Raw genomic sequence first — 23,616 nt, forward strand, 5'->3', positions numbered from 1 at the left:
ATAATCCGCCCGACCGCGGCCGCGACCGGTCGCCCAGGAGCACGCACGCATGGACACGCCCCCCGACCTGCCACGCCAGACCCGCGCCTTCATCGTGCTGGTGGCCCTGCTGCAGGGCGCGCTGCTGTACCTGGCGCAGCGCGGCGCCGAGCGCGGCCTGTGGCCGTTCGGCTCCCTGGGCGGTCAGGTGTGCTGGTACACCCTGGTGCTGACCGTGCCGACCATGACCCTGCTGTCGGTGCGGCACCTGGGCGCGCTGCGCCTGTGGCAGCACACCATCGCGGTGGCGGTGCTGGTGGCGGCCCTGTCCGCCTGGGCGGTGTGGAACGCCACCGGCGCGCCCGGCCTGCGCGCCGGCCAGGTGCTGGGCCCGTTCGCTGCGACCGTGGCGCTGGCGATGTTCGTGCTGCTGCCGTGGCTGCAGTGCCGGCTGCGGCACGGGCGCTGGCAGGCGCCGTACCGCGACCTGTTCGAGCATGCCTGGCAGAACGCGCTGACCCTGGCGCTGGCGCTGCTGTTCGTGGGGATCTGCTGGCTGGTGCTGTGGCTGTGGGGCGCGCTGTTCGCGCTGGTCAAGCTGACCCTGTTCCGCGACCTGTTCCGGCAGACCGCCTTCGTCTACCTGGCCACCGGCACCATGTTCGGCCTGGGCATCCTGATCGGCCGCACCCAGCAGCGTGCGGTGCAGGTGATGCGGCAGATCCTGTTCGCGATCTGCACCGGATTGCTGCCGCTGCTGGCGTTCGTGGCGGTGCTGTTCGCGCTGAGCCTGCCGTTCACCGGCCTGCAGCCGCTGTGGGAGACCCGGGCTGCGGCCAGCATCCTGATCGCGGTGGTGGCCACGCTGGTGGTCTTCGTCAATGCGGTGTACCAGGACGGCACCGCCGACGCGCCCTACTCGGCCTGGCTGCAACGGGTGATCGACGCCGGGCTGCTGAGCCTGCCGCTGTACGCGGGGCTGGCGCTGTACGCGCTGTGGCTGCGCATCGGGCAGTACGGCTGGAGTACCGAGCGCTTTGCCGGGGTGCTGGTCGCGGTGGTCGCCTGCGGCTACGCATGCGGTTATGCCTGGGCGGTGCTGCGCCCGGGCGCACGCTGGCTGCAGCCGCTGGCGCCGGTGAACCGGGTGTTGTCGTGGGTGGTGATCGGCCTGGCGCTGGCGACCAGTTCGCCGTTGCTGGACCCCTACCGCCTGGTCGTCGGCGACCAACTGCAGCGCCTGGCCGATGGCCGCACCAGCGCGGCGCAACTGGACCTGGCCTACCTGCGCTTCGACAGCGGCCGCCGCGGTTACCGCGCGGTACAGGCGCTGCGCGAGGTGCCCGCGTTCGCCGACGACCCGGTGCAGCGCGAACGCCTGCAGCGGATGCTGCAGCGCCAGCAGCGCTGGGGCGACGAGGACGACGAAACGCCGCGCAGCGACGATCCGCTGCAGGTGCGCCAGCGCATCGTGCCGGCCGCCGGCAGCGCCGAGCCCGACGCCGCCTGGTGGCAGGCGCTGCTGGCCGGCAAGATCGAGGACGGCAATTGCCGGCGCGAGGGCGCGCAGTGCGTGGCGCTGCGCCGCGACCTGGATGGCGATGGCCACGACGACGTGTTGCTGTGCAATGCCAGCGCCGGCTACGGCGTCGAATGCCGGATCCACACCGACCCGGGCAGCGGCTGGCGCGACGTGGCGCGGACGCATTTCTTCCCGCGCCACGGCGACAACGCCGAGGCGCTGTACCAGGCACTGCGTGACGGCAAGCTGCAGGTGCTGCCGCGGCGCTGGCCCGACCTGCAACTGCCCGGCACCCAGCGGACCGAGCTGTACCCCGCCGACCCCAACGACCAGATCGACTGACGGATACCCGCCGCATGAGCAGCTACTGCGATATCGCCCCCGGGCACCCGGTGCACGGCCACTACCACGACCACGAGTACGGCGTGCCGCAACGCGCCGAAGCCGACCTGTTCGAGCGGCTGGTGCTGGAGATCAACCAGGCCGGGCTGAGCTGGGAACTGATGCTGAAGAAGCGCGCCGGCTTCCGCGCCGCCTACGCCGGGTTCGACGTGGACACGGTGGCGGCCTTCGACGAGGCCGACGTGCTGCGCCTGCTCGGCGATGCCGGGATCATCCGCAACCGGCTCAAGGTGCAGGCGGCGATCTACAACGCGCAGGTGATCCAGCGCCTGCGGTCCAGCCACGGCAGCTTCGCCGCGTGGCTGGACGCGCAGCATCCGCGCAGCAAGGCCGAGTGGATCAAGCTGTTCAAGCGCACCTTCCGCTTCACCGGCGGCGAGATCACCGGCGAGTTCCTGATGAGCCTGGGCTACCTGCCCGGCGCGCACCGCGAAGACTGCCCGGCGTTCGCGCGCATCGTGCAGCTGAATCCGCCGTGGATGCGCAGCGCGTGAGCGGCGCCACAGCGCCTGCTGCGCCTGCACGCTTCGCCGCCGCACCACGGTGGATGCCACGGATACGGCCGACATCGTGGGCGACGGCGGCGCTGCTCGCACTGGCCGCATGCCCGGCGCCCGCGCATGCGGCCGCCCCCGGGACGGCGACGCTGCCGCAGGTACTCGAGCAACTGCGCCGCGAGATCGAAGCCGAACCGGCCAGCAACCCCACGCCGATCGACACGGTGCTACAGCGCCATGAGGACACCACTGGCGTGAGCTTCGACCTCGCCGCAGCGGGCGCCGCAGCCGCGCCACTCGTGCAACCGGCCGGCGTCACCGCAGACGAATGGCAAGCGGTGCGCACATACCTGGGTGACGCCGGCACCGCGCAGGACGACGTTTCCGAAAACGGCGACGACCACTACACCCTGCTCGATCTGGACGAAGACGGGCAACGCGATCTGGTGATCACATCCTATGTCGGCGGCACTGGCCTGTTCACCGAGATCACGGTGCTGCGCCGCGACCCCGTACACGGCTTCCTTGCCCTACCCAACACCGCACCCGACACAGCGCCGGCGACAGGCACCTTCAGCATCAACGGCCGCGGCAGCGATCAGACCCTGTACTGGCTGCGCATCGACGGCCGCAGCTATGCCGCCTATCGCGACGGCGACTACTTCCAGGACACGCTGACGCTGTCGCGCCCGCTATCGCCGCTGCCGCAAGAGCACAGCAGCTCCCGCGTGCTGCAGGTGCGCTACCGCTATCGGCATACGCTGGCGCCTGCGCCAGATACTGCGGACGCCACGACCGAAGAGCAGGACGCCGCACGCTGGCTGACGCAGCACCCGCAACTGCGCGCGGTCGCGGACCGGGAGTTGCAGCGCCTCGGTTTCGACGCACAGGGCCGGCAACGCCGACCGAACCCGGACGCGCGCTGCCCGGTTCCAGCAGCGACCAGCGACCCTGAAGAACGCGCGCAATGGCCGTGGCACGGGCCAGGTCACTATACGTTCGACTACGTCGCCGACATACGCCTGCGGCACGGATCGGATTGCTACAGCGCCAGCATCGTCGCCTTCCGCAGCAGCAACCTGACCTCCTACGCTGCCTGCTGTGCGCTGTGGCTGTACGCCGCGCCCGGCGAGCAGGCGGTGACCTTGCCGCTGCTGTCCAAGCGCGAGCGCAGCAGCGTCAGGCTGACCGCGGCGGCACCGCCCGCGCAGTGAACGTGGGCGGATCACCGCGGATCGGTCGCCACCGGCTCGCGCGCGATGCAACGGAAATGCGCCCCCGCTGGGTCACGCCGGAAACGGCGGCGTTGGCACGCGAGCACGGATAGCGCCGGTGGCAACCCAATACCGCCGGCAAGTGGTTGGCGTTGAAGGGATCTGAGCGCCGGCGTCCTCTACCGCTCGCGCACGGCGTGTCGGTCGGCATCACCCCGCCAGCCGCGCCTGCCAGAACGGCGCCTGCGCCCAACGCCGCTCGCGCGCGTACAGCGCCACGCGTTCGCGCAGGTAGGCGCGGAAGCGCGCGAACACGCCCTCCTGGTACGCCGCCAGCGGCGCCGGGCCGGCGCCCTGCAGATGCGCTGCCAGTGCGTGCGCGGCGGCCTCGCCGTCCTGCAGGGCCTTGACGATGCCGTGCGCGGTCAGCGGATCGTAGGCGCTGGCCGCGTCGCCCACTGCCAACCAGTCGGCGCCCACCACGCGGCTGAGAATCGCCGACGGCCCCAGTGCGGCGATCAGGCCATCGGCCTCGGGTGCGCACGCCGCGCCCTGCGCCAACCACTGCGCGACATGCCGGGTCTGTTGCGCCGCCGCCAGCCACACGTCGCGGTCCAGGTACTGACGTTGCCGGCGCGGCTCCAGCGCCAGGGCCAGCATCAAGCGCTCATGCGGCAACTTCGCCGCATACCACCAGCCGTCGGCGCAGGCCTCCAGCAAGGCCTGCGACGGAATCGCCTCGGCCTGCTCCAGCGCGAACACACCGGCGACGAAGGCCAGGCAATCCACCTCGTTGCGGGCAACGCCCAGCCGCCGCACTGCCGCGGCGGCGATGCCGCTGGCGTCCACCAGGAACCCGGCGCGCAGCCGGCGCACGCCGCCCTGCTCTTCGTGCAGTTCCAGCACGTGATCGCCATCGGCGGCGCGACCGACCGCGCCCAGACGCAGGCCGCGCAGCAGCGTGCCGCCCTGCGCCGGCACCGCCGCGGCCAGCATCGCGTCGAAGGCGGCGCGGTCCACGTGCCAGCCCTTGCCGTGGCCGGCGACGATGAAATCGTTGTAGCCCAACTCCGGCCGGCCCCAGCTGGCGCAACTGCCGGCCGAGGCCAGCGGCCGCTGCGCCAGGAACGCGTCCCACACGCCCAGCCGCTGCAGCGCCGCACTGGCGGTCGGCGCCAGCGCCTCGCCCAGCCGCCAGCCTGCGGCGCGGCCCATGTCGACCACGACCACGTCCTCGACCCCGCGCGCGGCCAGCGCCAGCGCCGTGGCGCAGCCGGCCGCGCCGCCGCCGACGATGGCGACGGCGCAGCGGTCGTGCGCGCTCATCGGCGTGTCCCGTCCAGAGACGTCCATATGCTCCCGAGGTGCGTGCTCATCACACCTTCGGATCGACCGGCATGTTCGCCATCGGCCACGGCGCCACGAAGTCCTGGCCCGGATCGAACTGGCTCGCCACTTCGAGGAACAGCTCGGCCGGGTACGGCGGCTTGCCGGAAACCTGCGCGATCTGCGCGCCACTGATGACGAAGCCGACCTTGGACCAGTTGGCGACGAAGTCCGCGTACGCCTGGAAGCGTCCGGCCCTGGTCGGATACGGACTGTCGGTGCCTTCGCCACGCACCGAATAGACCTGCGGCCCCAGGTACCAGGTGTCGTCGTCGGGGTCGACCTGGCACAGCGCAGCCGGGTAGACCGCGAACGGCCGCTCGGCCGGCCACGACCAGAACAAGGTGTTGTTCGGATTGACGGTCTGCTGCCCCGGATTGGGATCGGGCAGATGGGTGGCGCAGGAGTTGTAGTCGGTGTGCCAGGGCACAGACATGAACTTGGACAGGTCGCCCGGCTCCACCAGGTGCTGCTGCAGCGGCACATAGCCGAAGCTCAGGAACGCGCTGCCCTGATTCGCCTTGCTGTAGTCCAGCGGCGCCTGGTTGATGCGGAACGGTCCGCAATCCTGGGCCTTCCAGTCCTGCACGTAGAGGTTCACGTCGCGGATCGGGAACGATACCTCGATGCCCGGGCTGTAGCGGCCGCCGAGGCAGTTCTGCAGGGTGACGCGGTCCAGCGCTTCGCCAGGGCCCAGCACAGGTGCGCCGCCCTGCACGTAGTTCTTGCCGTGCCACTGGCTCAGCAGGAAGTACTGGGTGGAACTGACGCTGAGAAAGCTCTTCTGCGCATCGCCCAGCGACAGCGGCATCATCGGCGAGCCGGTCTCGGTGTCGGCGGCGGAGGCCGGGTCGCGGATCAGCGTCTTCAGGTTGGGAATCTTCGCGCTCGGATCGTCGGTGGGCTGGATCTGCCCGATCATGTCGTGGCCCTTGACCGCTCCCGACGGCAGATTGGTGTTCCAGCGCTGCAGCATCGCCGCGTGGAAGATCGGCTGGATGTCGTCGCTGAAGGACGGCTGGTAGGTGGCGACGAATGCGTTGTTGGCGTACAGCGACGGCACCAGACCCAATGCGCGCACCCACACGTCGTAGACGTCGTCCCAGGTGGACACCACGTTGCGGGTCTGCGGCGCATAGCCCGGATCGCCGGTGACGTACCAGGCACCCTGCACGCTGGCGGTGGATCCGTCGTTGAAGATCAGCACGGCATTGACCGGGCCATCGGCCGCGTCGTCGTACCACAGGCCGTTCTCGGTCGCGTCCTCCAGCGGCGGATAGCTGCCATCGGCCCCGATCACCGCCGAGGTGCGGGCGAAGCCGCCGGCCACGATCAGCGCGCCGTTGGCCTCCACGCGCATGTCGCCCAACGAATCGAGCTTGCCGAGCGGTTCGTGCAGCGTATGGAACATCGAGGGAAAGCTGACCGGATAGGCCGGCTGCGGGTGGATCGTGCCGCTGGCATCGGCGTAGCTGGCGGTGCTGGTCATGTCGAAGCCAACCACGGCGCTGCCCGCCGCGGCGGCGCTGAGCGCGCGCGGTCCTGCATCGATCACCAACTGCCGCAACCGTGTCGGATCGTTGGGATCGCTGGGATTTGCGGCATCGGGATAGTTCGGGTTGCGCAGTTCCAGCAGCCCGGGCTCCTCGTAGGCGCCGATGCCGCGAAACTGGCCGCCCTGGCTCACCGTCGAGTAGTTGTTGAGCTTCTTGTTGGCCAGATGCACGGTCCAGACGATGTCCTTGACCGTCTTGCCGTCGATCGTGCTGCCGACGTCCACGCGCACGCCGCCGCCGTTGGGATACGTGCCGGAACTGCCGCTGGGGTAGGCATAGATGTGGAAGCGCGCGGCCTGGCGCTTGACGTTGCCGGCGGCGTCGCGGAACTGCTCGGCGGTGATCGGCGTGGACTCGGTGCCGGGCTGCACCGGCAGCCCGCCCATCAGCCCGTCGGCACCGCGGGTGCCGGCCGCGGTCACCGGTGCGAGATAGAACTCCTGGCTGTCGCCAACGCGGCCGATGCCGATTGCCGGATGCACGCGAAACACGTTGCTGGTCATGGTGACTTGCTCCTGATCCGGATGAGAGGGGCGCGCCTCAGCGCGGCGTGGCCGGCCGCGCCGCCGGTGGGGCCTTCTGCGGCAACTGCGCCTGGAAGTAGTCGTTGATCACCACATGGCTGATGTTGACGTTCAGCCCCGGCAACGACTGCGCGCGCGGATCGGGCGAAATCACCTGGGTGGTGTTGTGGCAGGCGAAGCAGTTGTTCTGCGTGCTCTGCACCTGGGTGAAGGTCTCGATGGTGGAATTGGACAGCTTGATCGAGCCGGTGAGCAGCGGCGGCGCACCTTCGGGTGTCGGCGAGGGAATGCATTCCAGGGCCGAACCCGGCTGGAACGTGCAGTTGGGCGCCAACGCATCCTTGGCCACGAACCAGATCGCACCGACCTCGAAGTAGTTCTTCCACACGTCGTTCAACTGCGCCTGCACCGAGGCGTTGATCGACTTGATGTTGGGAATGTTGCAGTCCTTGGATCCCAGCGGGCACGGCTTCTGCCCGCCGTACGGCACCATGCGGCAGACCTGGGTCACCGGGCTCAGGGTCTGGGTCTGCGCGTTCAAGGTCAGCGCACCGGCACCGGCGGCGTTGACGTTGCACTGTTCGATCGGGGTACCGGCCTTGTAGAAGGTCCAGTCCTTGTCGGAGACGGGCTGGCCCGGATTGAGCGACGTGTCCACATCCGGTGCATTGTCGCGGTGCTCGAACGTGGCCCAGATCATCTCCGGATGGCCGGCGACCGTGCCGCCGATGTGGAAGCCGACCAGCGCCACGGTCTGGGTTTCGGTGTCGCCGGTGGCGATGATCTTGCCCTTGCGCATGCCCAGCTTGGCGATCTGCGCCTGGCGGGTATAGAACGTGGACACGTCCTCGCCCGGCTGCACCACTTTCCACGCCGCCTTCAGGGTCATGCTGCCGACCGGGAATGCCGCCTTCGGATCGAAGGCGCGCAACGCCTTCGGATCCTGCAGGTGATTGCTGGCGATGAACTGGCCGAACACATCGTTGGAATGGATCGAGTAATAGACCGCGCGCCCATGCCGATCCACCAGCACGCCGTCCGGGCCTGCCTGATCGATCAGCTCCACCGTGCGCGCCTGCTGCGAGCGACCGATCAGCGGATCGAGGACGCCTTTGGCGACGCCACCGATGCCGTCGCTGGGCATGGTCAGGAAACGCGGCTGCCCGCCCACGTCCTGGGTCAGCCACAGGAAGGCATTCCACGACCACTGATGGAAGGCGCAATTGCTGCTGGACTGGAAGCCGGCCGAATCCGGTGCCGGCGTCTGCGCATGCGGGAACCACGAGGGCGCTGGCGCCGCCGGTGGCGCGCAGCTCGATGCGCTCGGCATCGGCCCCGGCCCGGCCCCGGGTGCAGGTGTCGGCGTGACCGTCCCGCCACTGCTGCCGGGCTTCGATCCCGACCCAGGATTCACGGCAGAGCACGCCGCGACCACCACACAGACCAATGCTGCGAATCCCATCGCACGTTTCATCGCACTGCCCCTCGTTCCGTGGAAAAGCTGTAAGCGCCGGCAGCCGTCGCGGCGCGCCGGACAGGCAGCGCCGCGCCGCCGCGCAGGCGCGGCGTCGAACATCGTGGTGAACGTCATGCAGGTGGGATCGCGCTCCCCGCGATCGCGTTGCGCCGTCCGTGCGCACTCATCCTTTCTTCGACAGCAGCATGCGCTGCGTCACACTTGGACAGCAAGGCTGTTTCGTAGACACCGCGGAGATTCCGTAGACAGTTGCCGTGCAGCGCGGCGGCTGTCGCGCGCAGCACGGCGCGACAATGCGTCGTTGGCCTGCAGGCAGTGCAGGCATGTCATGCATGAGCAGATGCGGTACGTGCAGATCGCGCGACGTTCGCGCCACCGCAAGGAACCCCTGCCTGCTGCGACGCACGGGTCGCCGATCGCGCGACGGCGACCGGCGGCGGACCTCACACGCCCATGTAGCGGCCGGCGCGGTGGTTGAACATCAGCACCAGGCTCAGCACCACCGCACCGATCGCCGAGTACAGCACCTGCTGCGGCGCCAGCAGCCAGAACGCCACCGCCATCAGCGCCGCGTCGAAGCTCATCTGCACCTTGCCCGCGCTCCAGCCGCGGCTGCGTTGCAGGTAGACCGCGAGGATGCCGACGCCACCGAGGCTGGCGCGGTGGCGGATGAAGAACAGGATGCCCAGGCCGACCAGCGCGCCGCCGACCAGTGCCGAGAACAGCGGCGTCATCGTCGCCCACTGCGCCCAGCGCGGCAGCAGGTCGGTCAGCAGGCCGCAGGCGGCGACCGCGACGAAGGTCTTGAGAGTGAATTCCCAGCCCATGCGCCGCACTGCCAGCCAATAGAACGGCAGGTTGACCAGCACGAACATCAGGCCGAAGTTCCAGCCAAGCGCATAGTGCAGCAGGAAGGCCACGCCGGCCATGCCGCCGATCATCAGCCCGCCGTGGGCGAACACCGCCAGCCCCAGCGAGGCCACCAGGGTCGCCAGCAGCATGCCCTGCACGTCCTCGGCCACGCTGTGGCGCAGCGCGCGCGCATCCTGCACGGTGCCGGCCGAATCCGGCGGCGGGGTCAGCGGTCCGGCGGTGACGACGGTGCCGTCGTCGGGCAACGGGTCCAGGTCCGGACGCAGATCGGAATCGGGAAGGCTCACGGGAGGGGGCACAGCGTGGGGGGCGGTATTAGACACCAAGCGGGCGGTGGTTGCATATGAAACTTTGAAGACTCGCAGCGGATCGTCCCTGCCGCGTGTCGACGCCGGATACCGACCCTGTGGCCTCCCCGATTCCGCCTGGCGTTCGTGACCTATCGCTGCGGCAGATCGATGTCGATGGAGTGGCCGATGGTCACCGCCCTCATCATCGTGATCATCACCAGCAGCGCCAACGGCCCGGCAATCGCCAGCCACGCCCAAGTCCAGGCAGTGAAGCGCTCGGCCGGGCTCTGCGGCAAGCCGCGCGCCTGCTTGAATCGCGCCAGGCGCTGGTTGACCAGCAGGACCGGCGTCCAGGTCAGCAGCGTCAACAACGACAGTGCCGAGGGCCACACGCCGAGCAGGCTCAGGCAGACATAGGCCAACGCCGGCCCCAGCCAGCCGACCAGTGCGCCACGCTGCGCGCCGATGATGCGTTCCAGCCCGCGAAAGCAGCCGAATACCCAAAGCAGCGAGAACACCGAGCGCCACACCGGCGAGATGCGTCGTCGCCCGGACAGCAGGCGCAAGGCGCGCCAGTTGCGGTAGAACCAGTACAGCGCATACCAGCCGAAGCTGGTCGCGCACAGCAGCGCAAGCTTGGCCGCCGAGGGCGCGAACAGCGTGGACAGCGGGTCGGCGGGTGCCGCAGCGCTCTCGGTGTCGGGCAGCGTGGCGACGGGAGCGGCGTAGGGGTTGTCTGTTTGCATGGGCGACATTCTGGCTCACCGTACCCTCATCCGCCCCTTCGGGGCACCTTCTCCCGAGGGGAGAAGGAACAGCTAAAGCCCCTCTCCCACCGGGGCGACAGGGTGCGGCCTGCGCGCCACTGGCGCGCGCACCCTGGAGCGCCCGCGCCGCAAGCGCGGGCCGGGGCGCGAAGCGGGGGTTGGGGTGAGGGTCCGGCGCTAAGCGACGCGCTGGCTTGATCTACGAGGCTTCGCCCGTACCCTCATCCGCCCCTTCGGGGCATCTTCTCCCGAGGGGAGAAGGAACAGCAAAGCCCCTCTCCCCTCGGGAGAGGGGTTGGGGTGAGGGTACGGCGCGAAGCGTCCCGCCGAACCAAGACCACGAGGCTTCGCCCTCCCCTCATCCGCCCCTGCTGGCAACTCCTCCCGACGGGACAAGCGGAACCCTCAGCGCACAGCCACCGCGCGGCGCTGCCGCTTGTCCGCGTACATTTCTGCATCGGCGCGTTCGAGAAGCTCCTCCAGCGCCTCCGCGTCCAGATCCCGGCGGTGGCACAGGGCCAGGCCGAAGCTGGCCGACAGTGCGGTCGCGAATCCGTCGTCGTCGCCGGGCTTGGCAAGCGCACCGCGCAGCGCGTCGATCAGCCCCTGCGCCCTCTCCGGCGTGGTCAGCGGCAGGTAGAGCGCGAACTCGTCCCCGCCCCGGCGCCCCAGCAACTGGCCCGGTCGCAGGCAACGCCGGCAGCGCTTGACGAAGGCGCGCAGGGCCGCATCCCCGGCGGCATGTCCGAACTGGTCGTTGATCGCCTTGAGGTTGTCCATGTCGGCGACGATCACCGCCAGCGGACGTGGGTCCTGCGCGGCCACTTGCAGATCGTTGAGCACCTGCTCCAGGAATCCGGTGCGCGACAGCGCCGCGGTCACCGGATCGCGCACCAGCGCATGGCGCAGCCGCGTGTTGTCGGCATAGAGCCCGGGGACGGCCAGGCCGAAGTAGCTGTTCGCCGCCAGGCTGATCATGGCGAACTGCAGCGCGAGCGCCTGCGCCTCGAGCCGCAGCAACGGCGTGGCCACGGCAATCAGCAGGCTGAAGGCCGCGATCGCCACCAGCGCCTGCAGCATCCCGTGGGTATGCACGATCCACAACTGGATCACCACCACCACGAACAGCGCGAACACCACGGCCGGCTGCCGCGGCAACGCCGCCGCCAGCGCCATCACCGCCAGGGTGACGCCGAGCAGCAACGCGAGCTTGACCAGATAGGCAGAGACGCTTCCGGCCGGCGCGACCATCCCCGACAGGCGCGGGATACCCGGCTGCGGCACGATCTGCAGCCACTCGGCCAGGCGCAGCACCCCGACGATCGCCAGCGGGCCGAGCGCCAGCAGGCCGGCGTAGTCGCCGATCGCCCACGGGATCAACTGCGCCAGCATGCTCGGCAAGTCGATGGCGCCGGTGACGGCCAGCCCCGCGCCGCCCAGGCAGGCAGACAGCAGCGACGCCACCCCGCCCCCCAGGATGAAGCAGGTGACCACACGTGGCAGGCTGCTCGAGGACACCCAGCGGCCGACCAGGCGCAGCAGCCAGGCCAGCCCGCCCCAGACGCAGAACTGCTGGGCGGTGAACAACAGCGCGTATCCCAGCACCGCCCGACCGGGGACGACGGGATGGCCGCTGGTGCGATAGAAGCTGAGCAGCGTGGCCAGCATGCAGGCGATGGCGATCGCCGGCGCACCGCGCCAGCCCAGCACCATGAACGTGGCCAGCGTCACCGCCACCGGCGGGAACCACAGGCTCGCATGCGGCTGATAACCCAGGACCCGCGCCAACTCGAAGACCGCCAGCCATGCCACCACCAGTACCGCCGACAGCGCCAGCAGCGCGCCGGGACGGCGCGGCGCCGCGACGCGCGTACCAAACGGCGCCTCGGCGTCCCGGCCTGTCATCCATCCGACTCCGCACGGCCACGGCCGATCGCCGAACCGGGGCCGACGAAGGCGGTGACCGAGCCGTCGTCGCTGCCGCCCACCACCACGGTGGCACCGCTGTTCAGACGGATCGGCCAGCTCATGTTGTCCGTGCCATAGGACCAAAGCGCCGTGCCGTCGACCGCGTTCCAGAGGGTGAACCCGCCGGGCGTCCCATCGGGATGGCCATCGGCCAGCCCCAGCCAGCGCCCGTCGGGGTCGAACGCCAGGCAGTTGGGCGAGTGCGCGCTGTGCGCGGTCCACTGCAGCGTCGCGGCGGTGCCGGCATCGGCGTACACGGCGACGACGCCACCGCCCTTGAGATTGCCGGCGATCGCGGCCTTGTTGCCAGCGCGATCGCAGGCCACCCCGTAGATGGTGGTGGCGCCCTCGGGCACCGTCTCGGTCCAGGCCGGCCCAGGCGTTTTCTGGAACGCCGCCACGTCGAACGCATACAGCGTGCCGTCGCTGGCGCCGGCATAGGCGCGACGGCCATCGCCCGACAGCGCCGCGGCATGGACGCGGGCCTGCTTGGGCAACTGCCAACGCGTCAGCGTCCCCGGCTGTCCCGCTGCGATCGAGAACAGGATGATCTCGCCCTGTGCGCTGGCCACCAGTCCGATCGTGCCATCGGCGGCGAGGCCGGTGGCGATGACGCTGTCAGCGCTGTCGCCGGTGCCGCCGGCGCTCAGCGCGATGCACACGGGCGCACCGAAGGACGCGTCGCCCTCGCGGCAGAACAGATAGCCCTGCTCGGCCCCGGCCAGCAACGTTTGCCCACGCGCGTCCAGCGACACCATGTTGCCGCGACCGGGGAGCGCATAGGACAGCAATTCCTTCCCGCCCGAGACCGCCCAGGCACCGATGAAGCCGGCGTACGGTTGCTGGCTCTTCCAGCCGCAGCTGGCCATGGTGCCCCCGTCCCCCGCGACATCGACCCAGTACACGCCCTGCCAGCCTTCGAATTCCTTCTTCAGCAGCAGGTTGCCGGCCCCATCCCAGGCGTAGGTGCCGTAACACCCTTGCTGATCGTTGCCGACGTCGCTGCGCGTGGCAGCAGGCGCGATACGCTCGAAGACCTTGCGCTGCTCGACAGGCACTGCGTCCAGCCCGGACGTCTGCGTCGTATCGCCGTAATCGTGGAAGAAGGTGCCGGCGACGATGACATTGCCATCGTCGGACACCGCCACGGAATTGATGTAGTCGCCGGCATGCGGCTCGTTCGACCAAAGCACTTCAGGCAGTTCGTTCATGGCGGCTTCCCTCCCTTCGGCTGACGCGTCCACGATGGACCGACGACGGACGCTTGATTGAAAACTCGACACCCGCACAGGAACGCGAGACAACCGGCGCGATCCTGGTTCCGCACCGGCGCACCCTGCGGCCGGCCCTGCGCTCGCCCACCAGGCTCAGCGCACCTCGGCGATCTCGACCCCGTCCAGGCCCTGCGCCAGGGTGCGCGCGTCGCCACCCTGCGCCAGCTTGATGCGCAGGCGCACCTCGTTCTGCGAATCGGCGTGGCGCAGCGCATCCTCGTAGCTGATCTCGCCGGCCTGGTACAGCTCGAACAGGCTCTGGTCGAAGGTCTTCATGCCCAGGTTGGTGGACTCCTTCATCACGTCCTTGAGCTTGTGAATCTCGCCCTCGCGGATGTAGTCCTGCACCAGCGGCGTACCGAGCATGATCTCCATGGCCACGCGGCGGCCCTTGCCGTCCGGGGTCGGGATCAGCTGCTGCGCGACCACGCCGCGCAGGTTCAGCGACAGGTCCATCAGCAGCTGGCTGCGGCGGTCCTCGGGGAAGAAGTTGATGACGCGGTCCATCGCCTGGTTGGCGTTGTTGGCGTGCAGGGTGCACAGCACCAGGTGGCCGGTCTCGGCGAAGGAGATGGCATGGTCCATGCCCTCGCGGGTGCGCACCTCGCCGATCATGATCACGTCCGGCGCCTGGCGCAGGGTGTTCTTCAGCGCGTTCTCCCAGCTGTCGGTGTCGATGCCGACCTCGCGCTGGGTGATGATGCAGCCCTCGTGCTTGTGCACGAACTCGATCGGGTCCTCGATGGTGATGATGTGCCCGGTGGAGTTCTGGTTGCGGTAGCCGATCATCGCCGCCAGCGAGGTCGACTTGCCGGTGCCGGTGGCGCCGACGAAGATGATGATGCCGCGCTTGGTCATCGCCAGGGTCTTGATCACCGGCGGCAGGTTCAGCTCGTCCACGCTGGGAATGCGCGTCTCGATCCGGCGCAGCACCATGCCGACCTGGTTGCGCTGGTAGAAGCAGCTGACGCGGAAGCGCCCGACCCCGGCCACGCCGATGGCGAAGTTGCACTCGTGGGTCTTCTCGAACTCCTCGCGCTGCGCCGGCGTCATCACGTTCAGCACCAGATCGCGGCTCTGCTGCGGGGTCAGCGGCGTCTGCGTGATCGGGGTGATCTTGCCGTGCACCTTGATCGCCGGCGGCATGCCCGAGGTGATGAACAGGTCCGACGCCTTCTGGTGCGCCATCAGTTTCAGGAAGGAGGTGAAGTCGATGGTGCTCATGGTCGGCTCCTTCGGAGCTGAGAATCGGGAATGGAGAATCGGGAATCGCAGCAGCGGGCATCCGGAAGCGGGAAGGATGGGGCGGTTGCTCTTCCCATTCCCGATTCCCTATTCCCGATTCCCGGCCTCACTCGAACAACCGCTTGTCCTTGGCGTACTCGCGGGCCTGGTTGCGGGTGATCAGGCTGCGCTTGACCAGGTCCTGCAAGTGCTGGTCCAGGGTCTGCATGCCGTTCTGCTGGCCGGTCTGGATCGCCGAGTACATTTGCGCGACCTTGTCCTCGCGGATCAGGTTGCGGATGGCGGGGGTGCCGACCATGATTTCCCAGGCCGCGGTGCGGCCGCCGCCGACCTTCTTCAGCAGCGCCTGCGAGATCACCGCGCGCAGCGATTCGGACAGCATCGAGCGCACCATCGGCTTCTCGCCGGCGGGGAACACGTCGATGATGCGGTCGATGGTCTTGGCCGCCGAGCTGGTATGCAGGGTGCCGAACACCAGGTGGCCGGTTTCCGCCGCGGTCAGCGCCAGGCGGATGGTTTCCAGGTCGCGCAACTCGCCGACCAGGATGATGTCCGGGTCTTCGCGCAACGCCGAGCGCAGCGCCTCGTTGAAGCCGTGGGTGTCGCGGTGCACCTCGCGCTGGTTGATCAGGCACTTCTGCGAGGTGTGCACGAATTCGATCGGATCCTCGACGGTGAGGATGTGGCCGTATTCGTTCTTGTTGATGTAGTCGATCATGCCGGCGAGCGTGGTCGACTTGCCCGAGCCGGTCGGCCCGGTGACCAGGATCAGGCCCTGCGGCTGGTCGATCAGCTGGCGGAAGATCGGCGGGCAGCCGAGGTCTTCCAGGGTCAGCACTTCCGAGGGAATGGTACGGAACACCGCGCCGGCGCCGCGGTTCTGGTTGAACGCGTTGACGCGGAAGCGCGCCAGGCTGGGAATCTCGAAGGAGAAGTCGACCTCGAGGAATTCCTCGTAGTCGCGGCGCTGCTTGTCCGACATGATGTCGTAGACAAGCGCGTGCACCTGCTTGTGGTCCAGCGCCGGAATGTTGATGCGGCGGACGTCGCCATCGACCCGGATCATCGGCGGCAGGCCCGCGGACAGGTGCAGGTCGGACGCCTTGTTCTTGACCGAGAACGCCAATAGTTCAGCGATATCCATACGCTGCTTTTCCCCTTGGGCTGCGACTGGAAGGATGATTCCCCGGCCGGCAGTATAGCGCCCTTCCCTTTGCCGGAACGCCGCCGTGCCCCTCTCTCCGCTGCAACAGATTCGCCTGGACATGGACCGCGCCGCCGACGCCGCAGGGCGCCCGCACGCGCAGTTGCTGGCGGTGTCCAAGACCCAGCCGGCCGAGGCCGTGGCGGCGCTGGCCGCGCAGGGGCAGCGCGCCTTCGGCGAGAACTACGTGCAGGAAGCGGCGGCCAAGATCGCCGCGCTGGCCGCGGCCGGACTGGAATGGCATCTGATCGGCCACCTGCAGTCGAACAAGGCCGAACAGGCGGCGACGCTGTTCGACTGGGTGCAGACCGTGGACCGGCCCAAGCTGGTCGCCGCCCTGGCCAAGGGCCGCGCGGCAGCACCCGAACGCGCGCCGCTGAACGTGCTGATCCAGGTCAACATCGACGACGAGGCCAGCAAGCATGGCTGCCAGCCCGACGCCATGGACGTGCTGGCCGCGGCCATCGCCGCGCAGCCGGCGCTGATGCTGCGCGGACTGATGGCCATTCCCGCGCCGTGGCCGGAGGCCGAACGCCGCATCGACGCGTTCGCGCGCATGCACGCCCTGTTCGCGCGGCTGCGCACCGCCCACCCGCAGGTCGACACCTTGTCGATGGGCATGAGCGGCGACTTCGCCGACGCCATCGCCGCCGGCGCCACCATGGTGCGGGTCGGCACCGCCCTGTTCGGGGCGCGCGGTCCGCGCGCTTCCGGCTGAACCGGCTGCTGCCGCGCCGCATTACCGCAGTGCCCGTGACACCGTGATGATTTGTCTACGGCCGCTTCAAAATCGATTCACCAACATCGGAATTCTGTCGTAGGCGATCTCGTTGAAAACCATAGAATTTCGGGATGAATGAAAGGTTCGCGCCGACAGCGCTTCCTGAACCATGCGACACGGTTGCAAACCGTTAATTCAGTCACGTTTCAGACGCACGCGCTTCGCTTCCATGGCGGCCGACCGCGGGTACTCCGCAGTCCATTGCCGAATGCGCTCGGCTCGAACGAGGTCACAGATGCAAGCATCCACCCGATTGCTGTTCGCCTCCTGCGTCATTGGTCTGCTGCACGTCCCCGCGGCCATGGCCGCGCCGACGGCGACGCCGGCCTGGACCAACGAAGAAGCGATGATGTCGCCCGCGGAAGTCCAGGCACGCACCGCCTGGCGCGAAACCATGGCGCATCAACCGACGCCGGCGGAAGGCTGCTTCCATGCCAACTTCCCCGATACGCAGTGGCAAACGGACGTCTGCAAGACCCTGACCCGCCGCGTGCATCCGATCCCGCACAAGATCCTGTTCGGCGCCACCGAGACCACCGGCAACGGCTACGACTACGCGCTGCGTTCCAGCAGCCTGATCAGCAAGGTCGTGGGCAGCTTCCCGCAGGTGACCGGCGTGACCTCGGAGAAAGGCGTGGGCGTGGCCTCCTTCGGCGGCGGCGGCATCCTCGGCCCGAACGAGTACTCGCTGCAGATCAACTCCAACTACAACGCCACCACCAGCGTCTGCGGCGGCCGCTCCGGCTGCACCGTGTGGCAGCAGTTCGTCTACGCCACCGACTACGAGACCCAGGGCCAGGCCGCGGTGTTCATGCAGTACTGGCTGATCGGCTACGGCAGCAGCTGCCCGAGCGGCTGGATGAGCGGCGGCGGTTCGGACTGCTACCGCAACAGCAATGCGGTCAGCGCGCCGGACGTGCCGGCCACGCAACTGGCCAACCTCAAGCTGACCGGTTCGGCCACCGCCAACGGCAACGACACCATCACCTTCACCAACAACGGCACCGCCTACAGCGTCAGCGCCAGGGACAGCGTGGTCAAGCTGGCCACCGTGTGGAAGGACGCCGAGTTCAACGTGGTCGGCAACGCCGGCGGTTCCAGCGCCAACTTCAACTCCGGCTCGTCGATCACGGTGAAGGTGGCCGCCACCAACGGCTCCACCGCCGCCCCGACCTGCGCGGCCAATGCCGGCAGCACCGGCGAGACCAACAACCTCAACCTGGGCAGCTGCTCGACGGCCGGCGGCAGCACGCCGTCGATCACCTTCACCGAGTCCAACTGAGTCCGTCGCGCCGGTCCGCATGGCGGCCGGCGCGTTCTTCCGCAGCGTGACCCGGACTGCGCCGCACCGCAGCAACGCGGCGCGGCGCAGCCGCTACCATGGCGCTCCCTCTTCGCGACGGTGCGCACATGGCTTCCGCTTTCCCCGATTCCCACGCCGCCGACATCGCCTTCATCGGCGGCGGCAACATGGCGCGCAGCCTGATCGCCGGGCTGGTCCGGCAGGGCGCCGATCCGCGCCGCATCCGTGTGGCCGAGCCGGTGGCGGCGCTGCGCGAGGCCCTGTTCGCGGAGTACGGCGTCCACGCCGTCGCCTCCGCGGCCGAGGCCGCCGACGGCGCGGCGCTGTGGATGTTCGCGGTCAAGCCGCAGGTGCTGCGCGGGGTCTGCACCGAACTGGCCACGCTGGCGCAGGCGCAGCGGCCATTGCTGGTGTCCATCGCCGCCGGCATCACCACCGCGCAACTGGACCGCTGGCTCGGCGGCGGCCACGCCCTGGTCCGCGCGATGCCCAACACCCCGGCCCTGCTCGGTGCCGGCGTCACCGGCCTGTTCGCCAGCACCGGCGTCGATGCCGGGCAGCGCGCCCACGCCGAGCGCGTGCTGGCCGCCGCCGGCGTCACCGTGTGGGTCGAGGACGAAGCACTGATCGATGCGGTCACCGCCGTCTCCGGCAGCGGGCCTGCCTATGTCTTCCTGCTCGTCGAGGCGATGGAAGCGGCCGGCATCGCGCAGGGCCTGCCCGCCGACACCGCGCGTACCCTGACCCTGCAGACCGTGCTCGGCGCGGCGCGCATGCTCACCGAATCCGGCGAGGCGCCGAGCGAACTGCGCCGCCGGGTGACCTCGCCCAACGGCACCACCCAGGCCGCGATCGAGACCTTCCAGCGCGGCGGCTTCGAGGCACTGACTGAAGCCGCGATCGCCGCGGCGGCGCAACGCGGCCGTGCCCTGTCCGCCGCCAACGACGACTGAGCGCGGCGGCGGCCAGGCGGGCGCGGACGCTACTCGGCATCAGCCTCTCCCGCTCGTACACTGCAGTTCCTGCGCGCGGTCCACATCCCCCCGGGCGACTGCGTACGACCTGTTATTCGCCACGCCAACCCGGAGAACGCCGATGCGTGTCCTGCCCGTTGCGCTGCTGTGCTTGGCCCTGGCCGCCTGCTCGGACCAGGACACCCCACGCCCGGCGACACTGCTCGCCGCCACCCCGGCGCAGGCCGATTTCGGCACGCTACGCGTGCACTACAACGCCTTGCCCACCCTGGCGATGAGCGAAAACGTGGCGCGCCGCTACAGCATCGCCCGCGAGGCCGACACCGCGTTGGTGATGATCGCGCTGCGCACCCTGCATGGCGGCGAGGAAGCACCGGCGGTGGGCACGGTGGAGGCGGTGGCGACCGACCTCAGCGGCCAGCGCCAGCCGGTGACGCTGCGCGCGGTCCGCACCGACGCCTACACCGACTACGTCGGCACGGTGCGCAGCAGCGCCCACGACCAGTTGCGCTTCGTGGTGCAGGTGCGCAGCGCCGACGGCACCGGCACGGTGCGCTTCACCCGCAACTTCTAGCGCGTAGCGCGCGTCCGCGTTGCGCAGGCAACACAAACCGCCGTAGGAGCGGCTCTTGTCCCCTGTTTGGGATCAGCCGCGACCTGGCGTTACCGGGAATCCCCGGTCTCGGCTGCAACCGCGCCTACGGAAAGATCGATAGACCGACCGGCGCAGAGCGAGCGAGGTCAATTGTGGGAGGGACTTCAGTCCCGACGCGGTAGCGGTGGACGTCGCGGCATTGCCGCTTATGTGCGCTCAGATGATGCGCCGGACACTGCATGCAGTCGGGACTGAAGTCCCCCCCACATCGTCTCGATCGCACATCGTGGCGCCGTCGCGGGTCGTAGCAGCGGCTCTTGCCCCTGCTTTGGGATCAGCCGCGACCTGGCGTTACCGGGAAAGCCCGGTCTAGGCTGAAGCCGCTCCTCGCGTGCGCCCTGGAGCTATTTGGCCTTGCCGCACACCGCATGCAGCCGCACCTGACGCAACAGGCTGCACCAGCAAGCGACGGCGCGACATCACCCTAGCCGCACCACCGCGCGCGCCGCCTCGCGAATCCCGAATCCCGGCACTACGTCAGCTCCCAGGCGCCTGCTGCGCCCGTTCCTGCACCTTGGCCTCGCGCAGCTCCTTCTCCGAGGTGCGCAGCGCCTTGACGTCGAGCGGGCGGATGCTGTCGATGCGGCACGGCAGGCGAATCGCGGCGGGGCCGCCGCCGAGCACCAGCACATCGTCGAACTTCGCCGAGACCTGGCTGCCGAAATGGGTGATGGCGATGCTGGGGGCGAAATCCAGGTCCTGGCAGGTGCCGGCGAATTCCAGCAGATAGGCCTGGTTCGGGCGCGTCCACACCGCCAGCGCGCTGTCGCCGAGTGCGGTCCAGCCGCTGAGCCGGTTGAAGTACTGGAAGTCGCGCACCGGCGCACCGGCGTGGGCGCGGTACAGGGTCAGACGCTCGTCGTCGCTGAGCCGGTTGGTGGCGCAGCCGGCCAGCACGGCCGTGGCGACGAGGGAGGACAGCAGCAGGCGTTTCATGGCAGTGCTCCCGATGGTGTGGAGCGCATCATGCGCCCGCCGCCGTGCACGCGAGCGTGGATAAGCGCGCGGCGTTCAGCGACAAGGCAGCCAACGCGTGCGGCGACGGCAGCGCTTACTGCGAAGCACCACGCGCGGACTCGCAGAAGCGCTGCCGGTACTCCAGCGCCTTTGGCATCAGCGCCTGCAGGTTCTGGATGCGGGTGCCCGGATTGGGATGGGTGGAGGCGAACTCCGGCGGCGCCTGGCCGCCAGTGCTGGCGCTCATCCGCTGCCACAGCGGCACCGCCTCGCGCGGGTCGAAACAGGCCGCCGCGGCCAGCATCAGGCCCACTTCGTCGGCCTGGGTCTCGTGGCTGCGCGCGTACGGCAGCAGGTAGCCATAGCCCATCGCCGCCATCGCCATCTGCTGCTGTTGCGGATCCAGGCCGCCGGCAGCGCCGGCCATCTGCCCGATCTGGGTCAGCTTCTGCTGGGCCATGCGCTGCGCGCCATGCCGCAGCAGCGCATGCGCGATCTCGTGGCCCATCACCACCGCCATCGCGTCGGCGTTCTTGGCCACCGGCAGCAGCCCGGTGTAGACCGCCATCTTGCCGCCGGGGAGGCAGAACGCATTGGCCTGGTCGGACTCGATCACGTTGACGTCCCAGTCGAAGCCGCGCGCGTAATGCTTGGCCTGCATGCCGTGCTCGGCGGCCAGCGCGTCCTCGACCACGTCGACCTTGGCGATCAGCCGCTGCGCGATCGCACGCACTTGCTGCGCCACCTGCGACTGCGGATCGACCGGATGTTCCTGCGCCAGGATCTCCTGGTACGCCTGCAGACCCAGCGCCTTCTCGTCCTCCACATTCAACGAGCGGTCGATCAGCACCTGCTCGCCGGTGTACGGATCCTCGCTGCGGTTGGAGAACCAGTAGAACCCGGCATACACGGCAAAGCCCAGCAGTACCAGCCAGCGCACCCCGCCCAGCGGTCCACGGCGGCCGCCGCCCGGTTCGCCGCCCTGGCGGCCGAAGACTTGGTTCATCGCACTCCCCCTCGCTGACTGGTGAGGCAATCTAGCGCCGGCCCCGGCGCGGCGGCGTCAAATGCCGCGCACCAGGCGGAAGCCGACGCGTGCGCTGGTGCTGTCCGAATCCTGCATCAGCCGCCAGGCCGCGCGGGTCTGCTCCGGCGCATTGGCCCAGTTGCCGCCGCGCACCACCCGCGAGCGGCAGCCCGGGTTGTACCAGGCCGCGCCGTCGGCCGGCGCGCGGCGATAACTGGCGTGCCAGCAGTCGGCGACCCACTCGCTGAGGTTGCCGGCCATGTCGTGCAGGCCCCAGGCGTTGGCGGAAAAACTGGCCACCGGGGCCGGGCCCCAGAAGCCGTCGGTGTAGCCGACGAAGGCATTGCGCCAGTGCCGCCCGCTGGGCGAGACGTCGCCGCCGCCGGTGAAGTTGCCGCTGCCGCGCGGCGGCGTGCCGGCGTTACCCCAGGGGTAGCGGCCGCGGCCGCCGGCGCGCAGGGCGTATTCGAACTCGGCCTCGCTGGGCAGCCGGTAATGCCGCCCGGTCTGCTGCGACAGCCAGGCCGCATAGGCCTCGGCGTCGCGCACGCTGACGTGCATCACCGGGCTGTTCGGCGCCGCCCGCGCGCCCTGGTAATCGGACTGCCAGTCCACGCCGTTGCGGCGCACGAAGTTGCCGCTGCGTTCGTCGTAGACGGTGGAATGGCCGCGGCGGGTGGCGCGCGGACGCGCATTGGTCGCCTCCACGAAACGGCGGAACTCGGCCACGGTGACCTCGGTGATCGACATGGCGAAACCGCGGTCGAAGCGCACGTAGTGCTGCGGCATCTCCGCCGGCGAGGCGCCGGGTTCGGTCTCGGACGCGCCCATTCGGAAGCCGCCGTGCGGCACCACGATCATCTGCGGGCCGCGCCCGCCGTCGTGCATGCCGTCGGTGAACACCTGGCCGGGGCGGAAGCTGCCGTAGTGGGTGGCCAGGTCGATGCGTTCGCGCAGCATCGCCGCCACCGGGTCGCCGGGATCGGCGATGCGCAGCACGTCGCCCAGGCGCTCGCGCGCCGACTTCAATCCGGCCGGGGTGGCCAGATCGCGCAGGCCGGCATCGCGCAAGGCGGCGATGCGCGCCACCCGCACCTGCTCCACGCGCTCGCGCGCGTCGTGCACCGTGGGCGCATCCTCGCGCACCCGCGCCGCGCGCGCCAGCCAACTGCCGGCGGCGGCGAAATCCGAGGCCGCCGCGGCCGTCTCGGCGCGACGGATCAGCGCGCTTTCCACCGCCGCCACGCCCTGCCGCGCGCGCGCATCGTCCGCATCCAGCAGCAACGCCTCGCGGAAATTGGCCAGGGCGCCGTTGCCGTCCTCGCCCAGGCGGCCGCCGCGCAGGTCGTCCTCGCCGGCGCGGTTGTAGGCCAGCACCCGCGAGGCGGTCTCCACCCGCTGCTGCAGGCGCCGCACCGCCGGGTCATCGGCATCCAGCCACAGCGCCACCATCGCGATGCGCGCGGCCTGCTCGAGCGTGCGTTCGGAAAGATCCGGATCGCCCAGCGCCTGCGCGCCGAGTTGCAACAGGCGCCGCCGCGCCTTGCGCAGGCCGTCCTGGGCAACGCGATCGTTCGGCGCCAGGCTGCGGATCGCCAGGTACAGCGGAATCGCCGACTGCGCATCCTCGAACAGGCGATCCTCGGCCAGCGCGCGCGCCGCCTGGCGCCGCGCCTGCGGCCGTGCGCGTACCCCGGCCCTTCTTACAGTCAGCCGCTTCGCATGTACATATCGATGTACA

19 protein-coding genes are annotated in these 23,616 nt (G+C 69.5%); 7 read left to right on the forward strand and 12 right to left on the reverse strand.

From position 1 onward, the window contains the following. Positions 1-49 precede the first annotated feature (49 nt). Genes CEK68_RS11595 through CEK68_RS11605 form a run of 3 tightly spaced genes read left to right on the forward strand, consistent with a single transcriptional unit; the run spans position 50 to position 3,614 of the window. Positions 50-1,843 (forward strand): DUF4153 domain-containing protein, encoded by a 1,794-nt coding sequence (locus tag CEK68_RS11595; RefSeq protein ID WP_152239449.1) that lies wholly within the window; start codon positions 50-52, stop codon positions 1,841-1,843. Positions 1,844-1,857: 14 nt separating this feature from the next. After that, complete coding sequence (locus CEK68_RS11600; RefSeq protein ID WP_152239450.1) at positions 1,858-2,397, forward strand: DNA-3-methyladenine glycosylase I; 540 nt, start codon at positions 1,858-1,860, stop codon at positions 2,395-2,397. Positions 2,398-2,450: 53 nt separating this feature from the next. Beyond that, on the forward strand, positions 2,451-3,614 hold the full coding sequence (locus CEK68_RS11605) for a hypothetical protein (protein ID WP_152239451.1): 1,164 nt from the start codon (positions 2,451-2,453) through the stop codon (positions 3,612-3,614). A 210-nt stretch (positions 3,615-3,824) separates the two neighbouring features. On the opposite strand, the gene CEK68_RS11610 is transcribed toward CEK68_RS11605, so the two are convergent. The 9 genes from CEK68_RS11610 to CEK68_RS11650 all read right to left on the reverse strand — a co-directional run bounded on the left by CEK68_RS11610 (position 3,825) and on the right by CEK68_RS11650 (position 16,118). Continuing rightward, positions 3,825-4,940 carry an FAD-dependent monooxygenase gene (locus CEK68_RS11610; RefSeq protein ID WP_152239452.1) on the reverse strand — a complete coding sequence of 372 codons (1,116 nt, stop codon included), beginning with the start codon at positions 4,938-4,940 and terminating at the stop codon, positions 3,825-3,827. A 49-nt stretch (positions 4,941-4,989) separates the two neighbouring features. Further along, positions 4,990-7,059: a LodA/GoxA family CTQ-dependent oxidase gene (locus CEK68_RS11615; RefSeq protein WP_152239453.1), complete on the reverse strand. Its 2,070-nt coding sequence runs from the start codon at positions 7,057-7,059 to the stop codon at positions 4,990-4,992. A 37-nt stretch (positions 7,060-7,096) separates the two neighbouring features. After that, on the reverse strand, positions 7,097-8,410 hold the full coding sequence (locus tag CEK68_RS11620) for a hypothetical protein (protein ID WP_226977854.1): 1,314 nt from the start codon (positions 8,408-8,410) through the stop codon (positions 7,097-7,099). A gap of 590 nt (positions 8,411-9,000) precedes the next feature. Continuing rightward, complete coding sequence (locus tag CEK68_RS11625) at positions 9,001-9,717, reverse strand: YitT family protein (protein ID WP_053069717.1); 717 nt, start codon at positions 9,715-9,717, stop codon at positions 9,001-9,003. 152 nt (positions 9,718-9,869) lie between these two features. Continuing rightward, complete coding sequence (locus CEK68_RS11630) at positions 9,870-10,466, reverse strand: MFS transporter permease (RefSeq protein ID WP_152239454.1); 597 nt, start codon at positions 10,464-10,466, stop codon at positions 9,870-9,872. A gap of 426 nt (positions 10,467-10,892) precedes the next feature. Then, complete coding sequence (locus tag CEK68_RS11635; RefSeq protein ID WP_152239455.1) at positions 10,893-12,392, reverse strand: diguanylate cyclase; 1,500 nt, start codon at positions 12,390-12,392, stop codon at positions 10,893-10,895. After that, on the reverse strand, positions 12,389-13,744 hold the full coding sequence (locus CEK68_RS11640; protein ID WP_226977855.1) for a WD40 repeat domain-containing protein: 1,356 nt from the start codon (positions 13,742-13,744) through the stop codon (positions 12,389-12,391). The genes CEK68_RS11635 and CEK68_RS11640 overlap by 4 nt, the downstream gene beginning before the upstream one ends. Positions 13,745-13,822: 78 nt before the next feature. Continuing rightward, the gene (locus CEK68_RS11645; protein WP_010344137.1) at positions 13,823-14,953 is read right to left on the reverse strand and encodes a PilT/PilU family type 4a pilus ATPase; all 1,131 of its coding nucleotides are present in this window, start codon (positions 14,951-14,953) and stop codon (positions 13,823-13,825) included. Between the two features lie 127 nt (positions 14,954-15,080). Further along, complete coding sequence (locus CEK68_RS11650; RefSeq protein WP_010344138.1) at positions 15,081-16,118, reverse strand: type IV pilus twitching motility protein PilT; 1,038 nt, start codon at positions 16,116-16,118, stop codon at positions 15,081-15,083. A gap of 100 nt (positions 16,119-16,218) precedes the next feature. Here CEK68_RS11650 and CEK68_RS11655 point away from each other — a divergent pair, with 100 nt between their 5' ends. The 4 genes from CEK68_RS11655 (at position 16,219) to CEK68_RS11670 (ending at position 19,810) form a co-directional block, all read left to right on the forward strand. Then, positions 16,219-16,896 (forward strand): YggS family pyridoxal phosphate-dependent enzyme, encoded by a 678-nt coding sequence (locus CEK68_RS11655; RefSeq protein ID WP_255424774.1) that lies wholly within the window; start codon positions 16,219-16,221, stop codon positions 16,894-16,896. A 316-nt stretch (positions 16,897-17,212) separates the two neighbouring features. Further along, positions 17,213-18,241 carry a hypothetical protein gene (locus CEK68_RS11660; protein WP_017913913.1) on the forward strand — a complete coding sequence of 343 codons (1,029 nt, stop codon included), beginning with the start codon at positions 17,213-17,215 and terminating at the stop codon, positions 18,239-18,241. A 128-nt stretch (positions 18,242-18,369) separates the two neighbouring features. After that, a complete protein-coding gene (proC, locus tag CEK68_RS11665; protein ID WP_152239458.1) occupies positions 18,370-19,215 on the forward strand; it encodes a pyrroline-5-carboxylate reductase in 846 nt (281 codons plus the stop codon). A 142-nt stretch (positions 19,216-19,357) separates the two neighbouring features. Continuing rightward, complete coding sequence (locus CEK68_RS11670; RefSeq protein ID WP_152239459.1) at positions 19,358-19,810, forward strand: DUF4426 domain-containing protein; 453 nt, start codon at positions 19,358-19,360, stop codon at positions 19,808-19,810. Between the two features lie 558 nt (positions 19,811-20,368). On the opposite strand, the gene CEK68_RS11675 is transcribed toward CEK68_RS11670, so the two are convergent. The 3 genes from CEK68_RS11675 to CEK68_RS11685 all read right to left on the reverse strand — a co-directional run bounded on the left by CEK68_RS11675 (position 20,369) and on the right by CEK68_RS11685 (position 23,588). Then, entirely contained in the window at positions 20,369-20,827 is a 459-nt protein-coding gene (locus tag CEK68_RS11675; RefSeq protein WP_017909671.1) for a DUF6491 family protein, read from the reverse strand. 115 nt (positions 20,828-20,942) lie between these two features. Next, the gene (locus CEK68_RS11680) at positions 20,943-21,854 is read right to left on the reverse strand and encodes a M48 family metallopeptidase (RefSeq protein WP_152239460.1); all 912 of its coding nucleotides are present in this window, start codon (positions 21,852-21,854) and stop codon (positions 20,943-20,945) included. Between the two features lie 57 nt (positions 21,855-21,911). Further along, the gene (locus CEK68_RS11685) at positions 21,912-23,588 is read right to left on the reverse strand and encodes a formylglycine-generating enzyme family protein (protein WP_152239463.1); all 1,677 of its coding nucleotides are present in this window, start codon (positions 23,586-23,588) and stop codon (positions 21,912-21,914) included. Positions 23,589-23,616 lie beyond the last annotated feature (28 nt).

Origin of the sequence: Xanthomonas sp. LMG 12461 (assembly GCF_009192935.1) — a bacterium.
GTDB lineage: Bacteria > Pseudomonadota > Gammaproteobacteria > Xanthomonadales > Xanthomonadaceae > Xanthomonas_A > Xanthomonas_A sontii.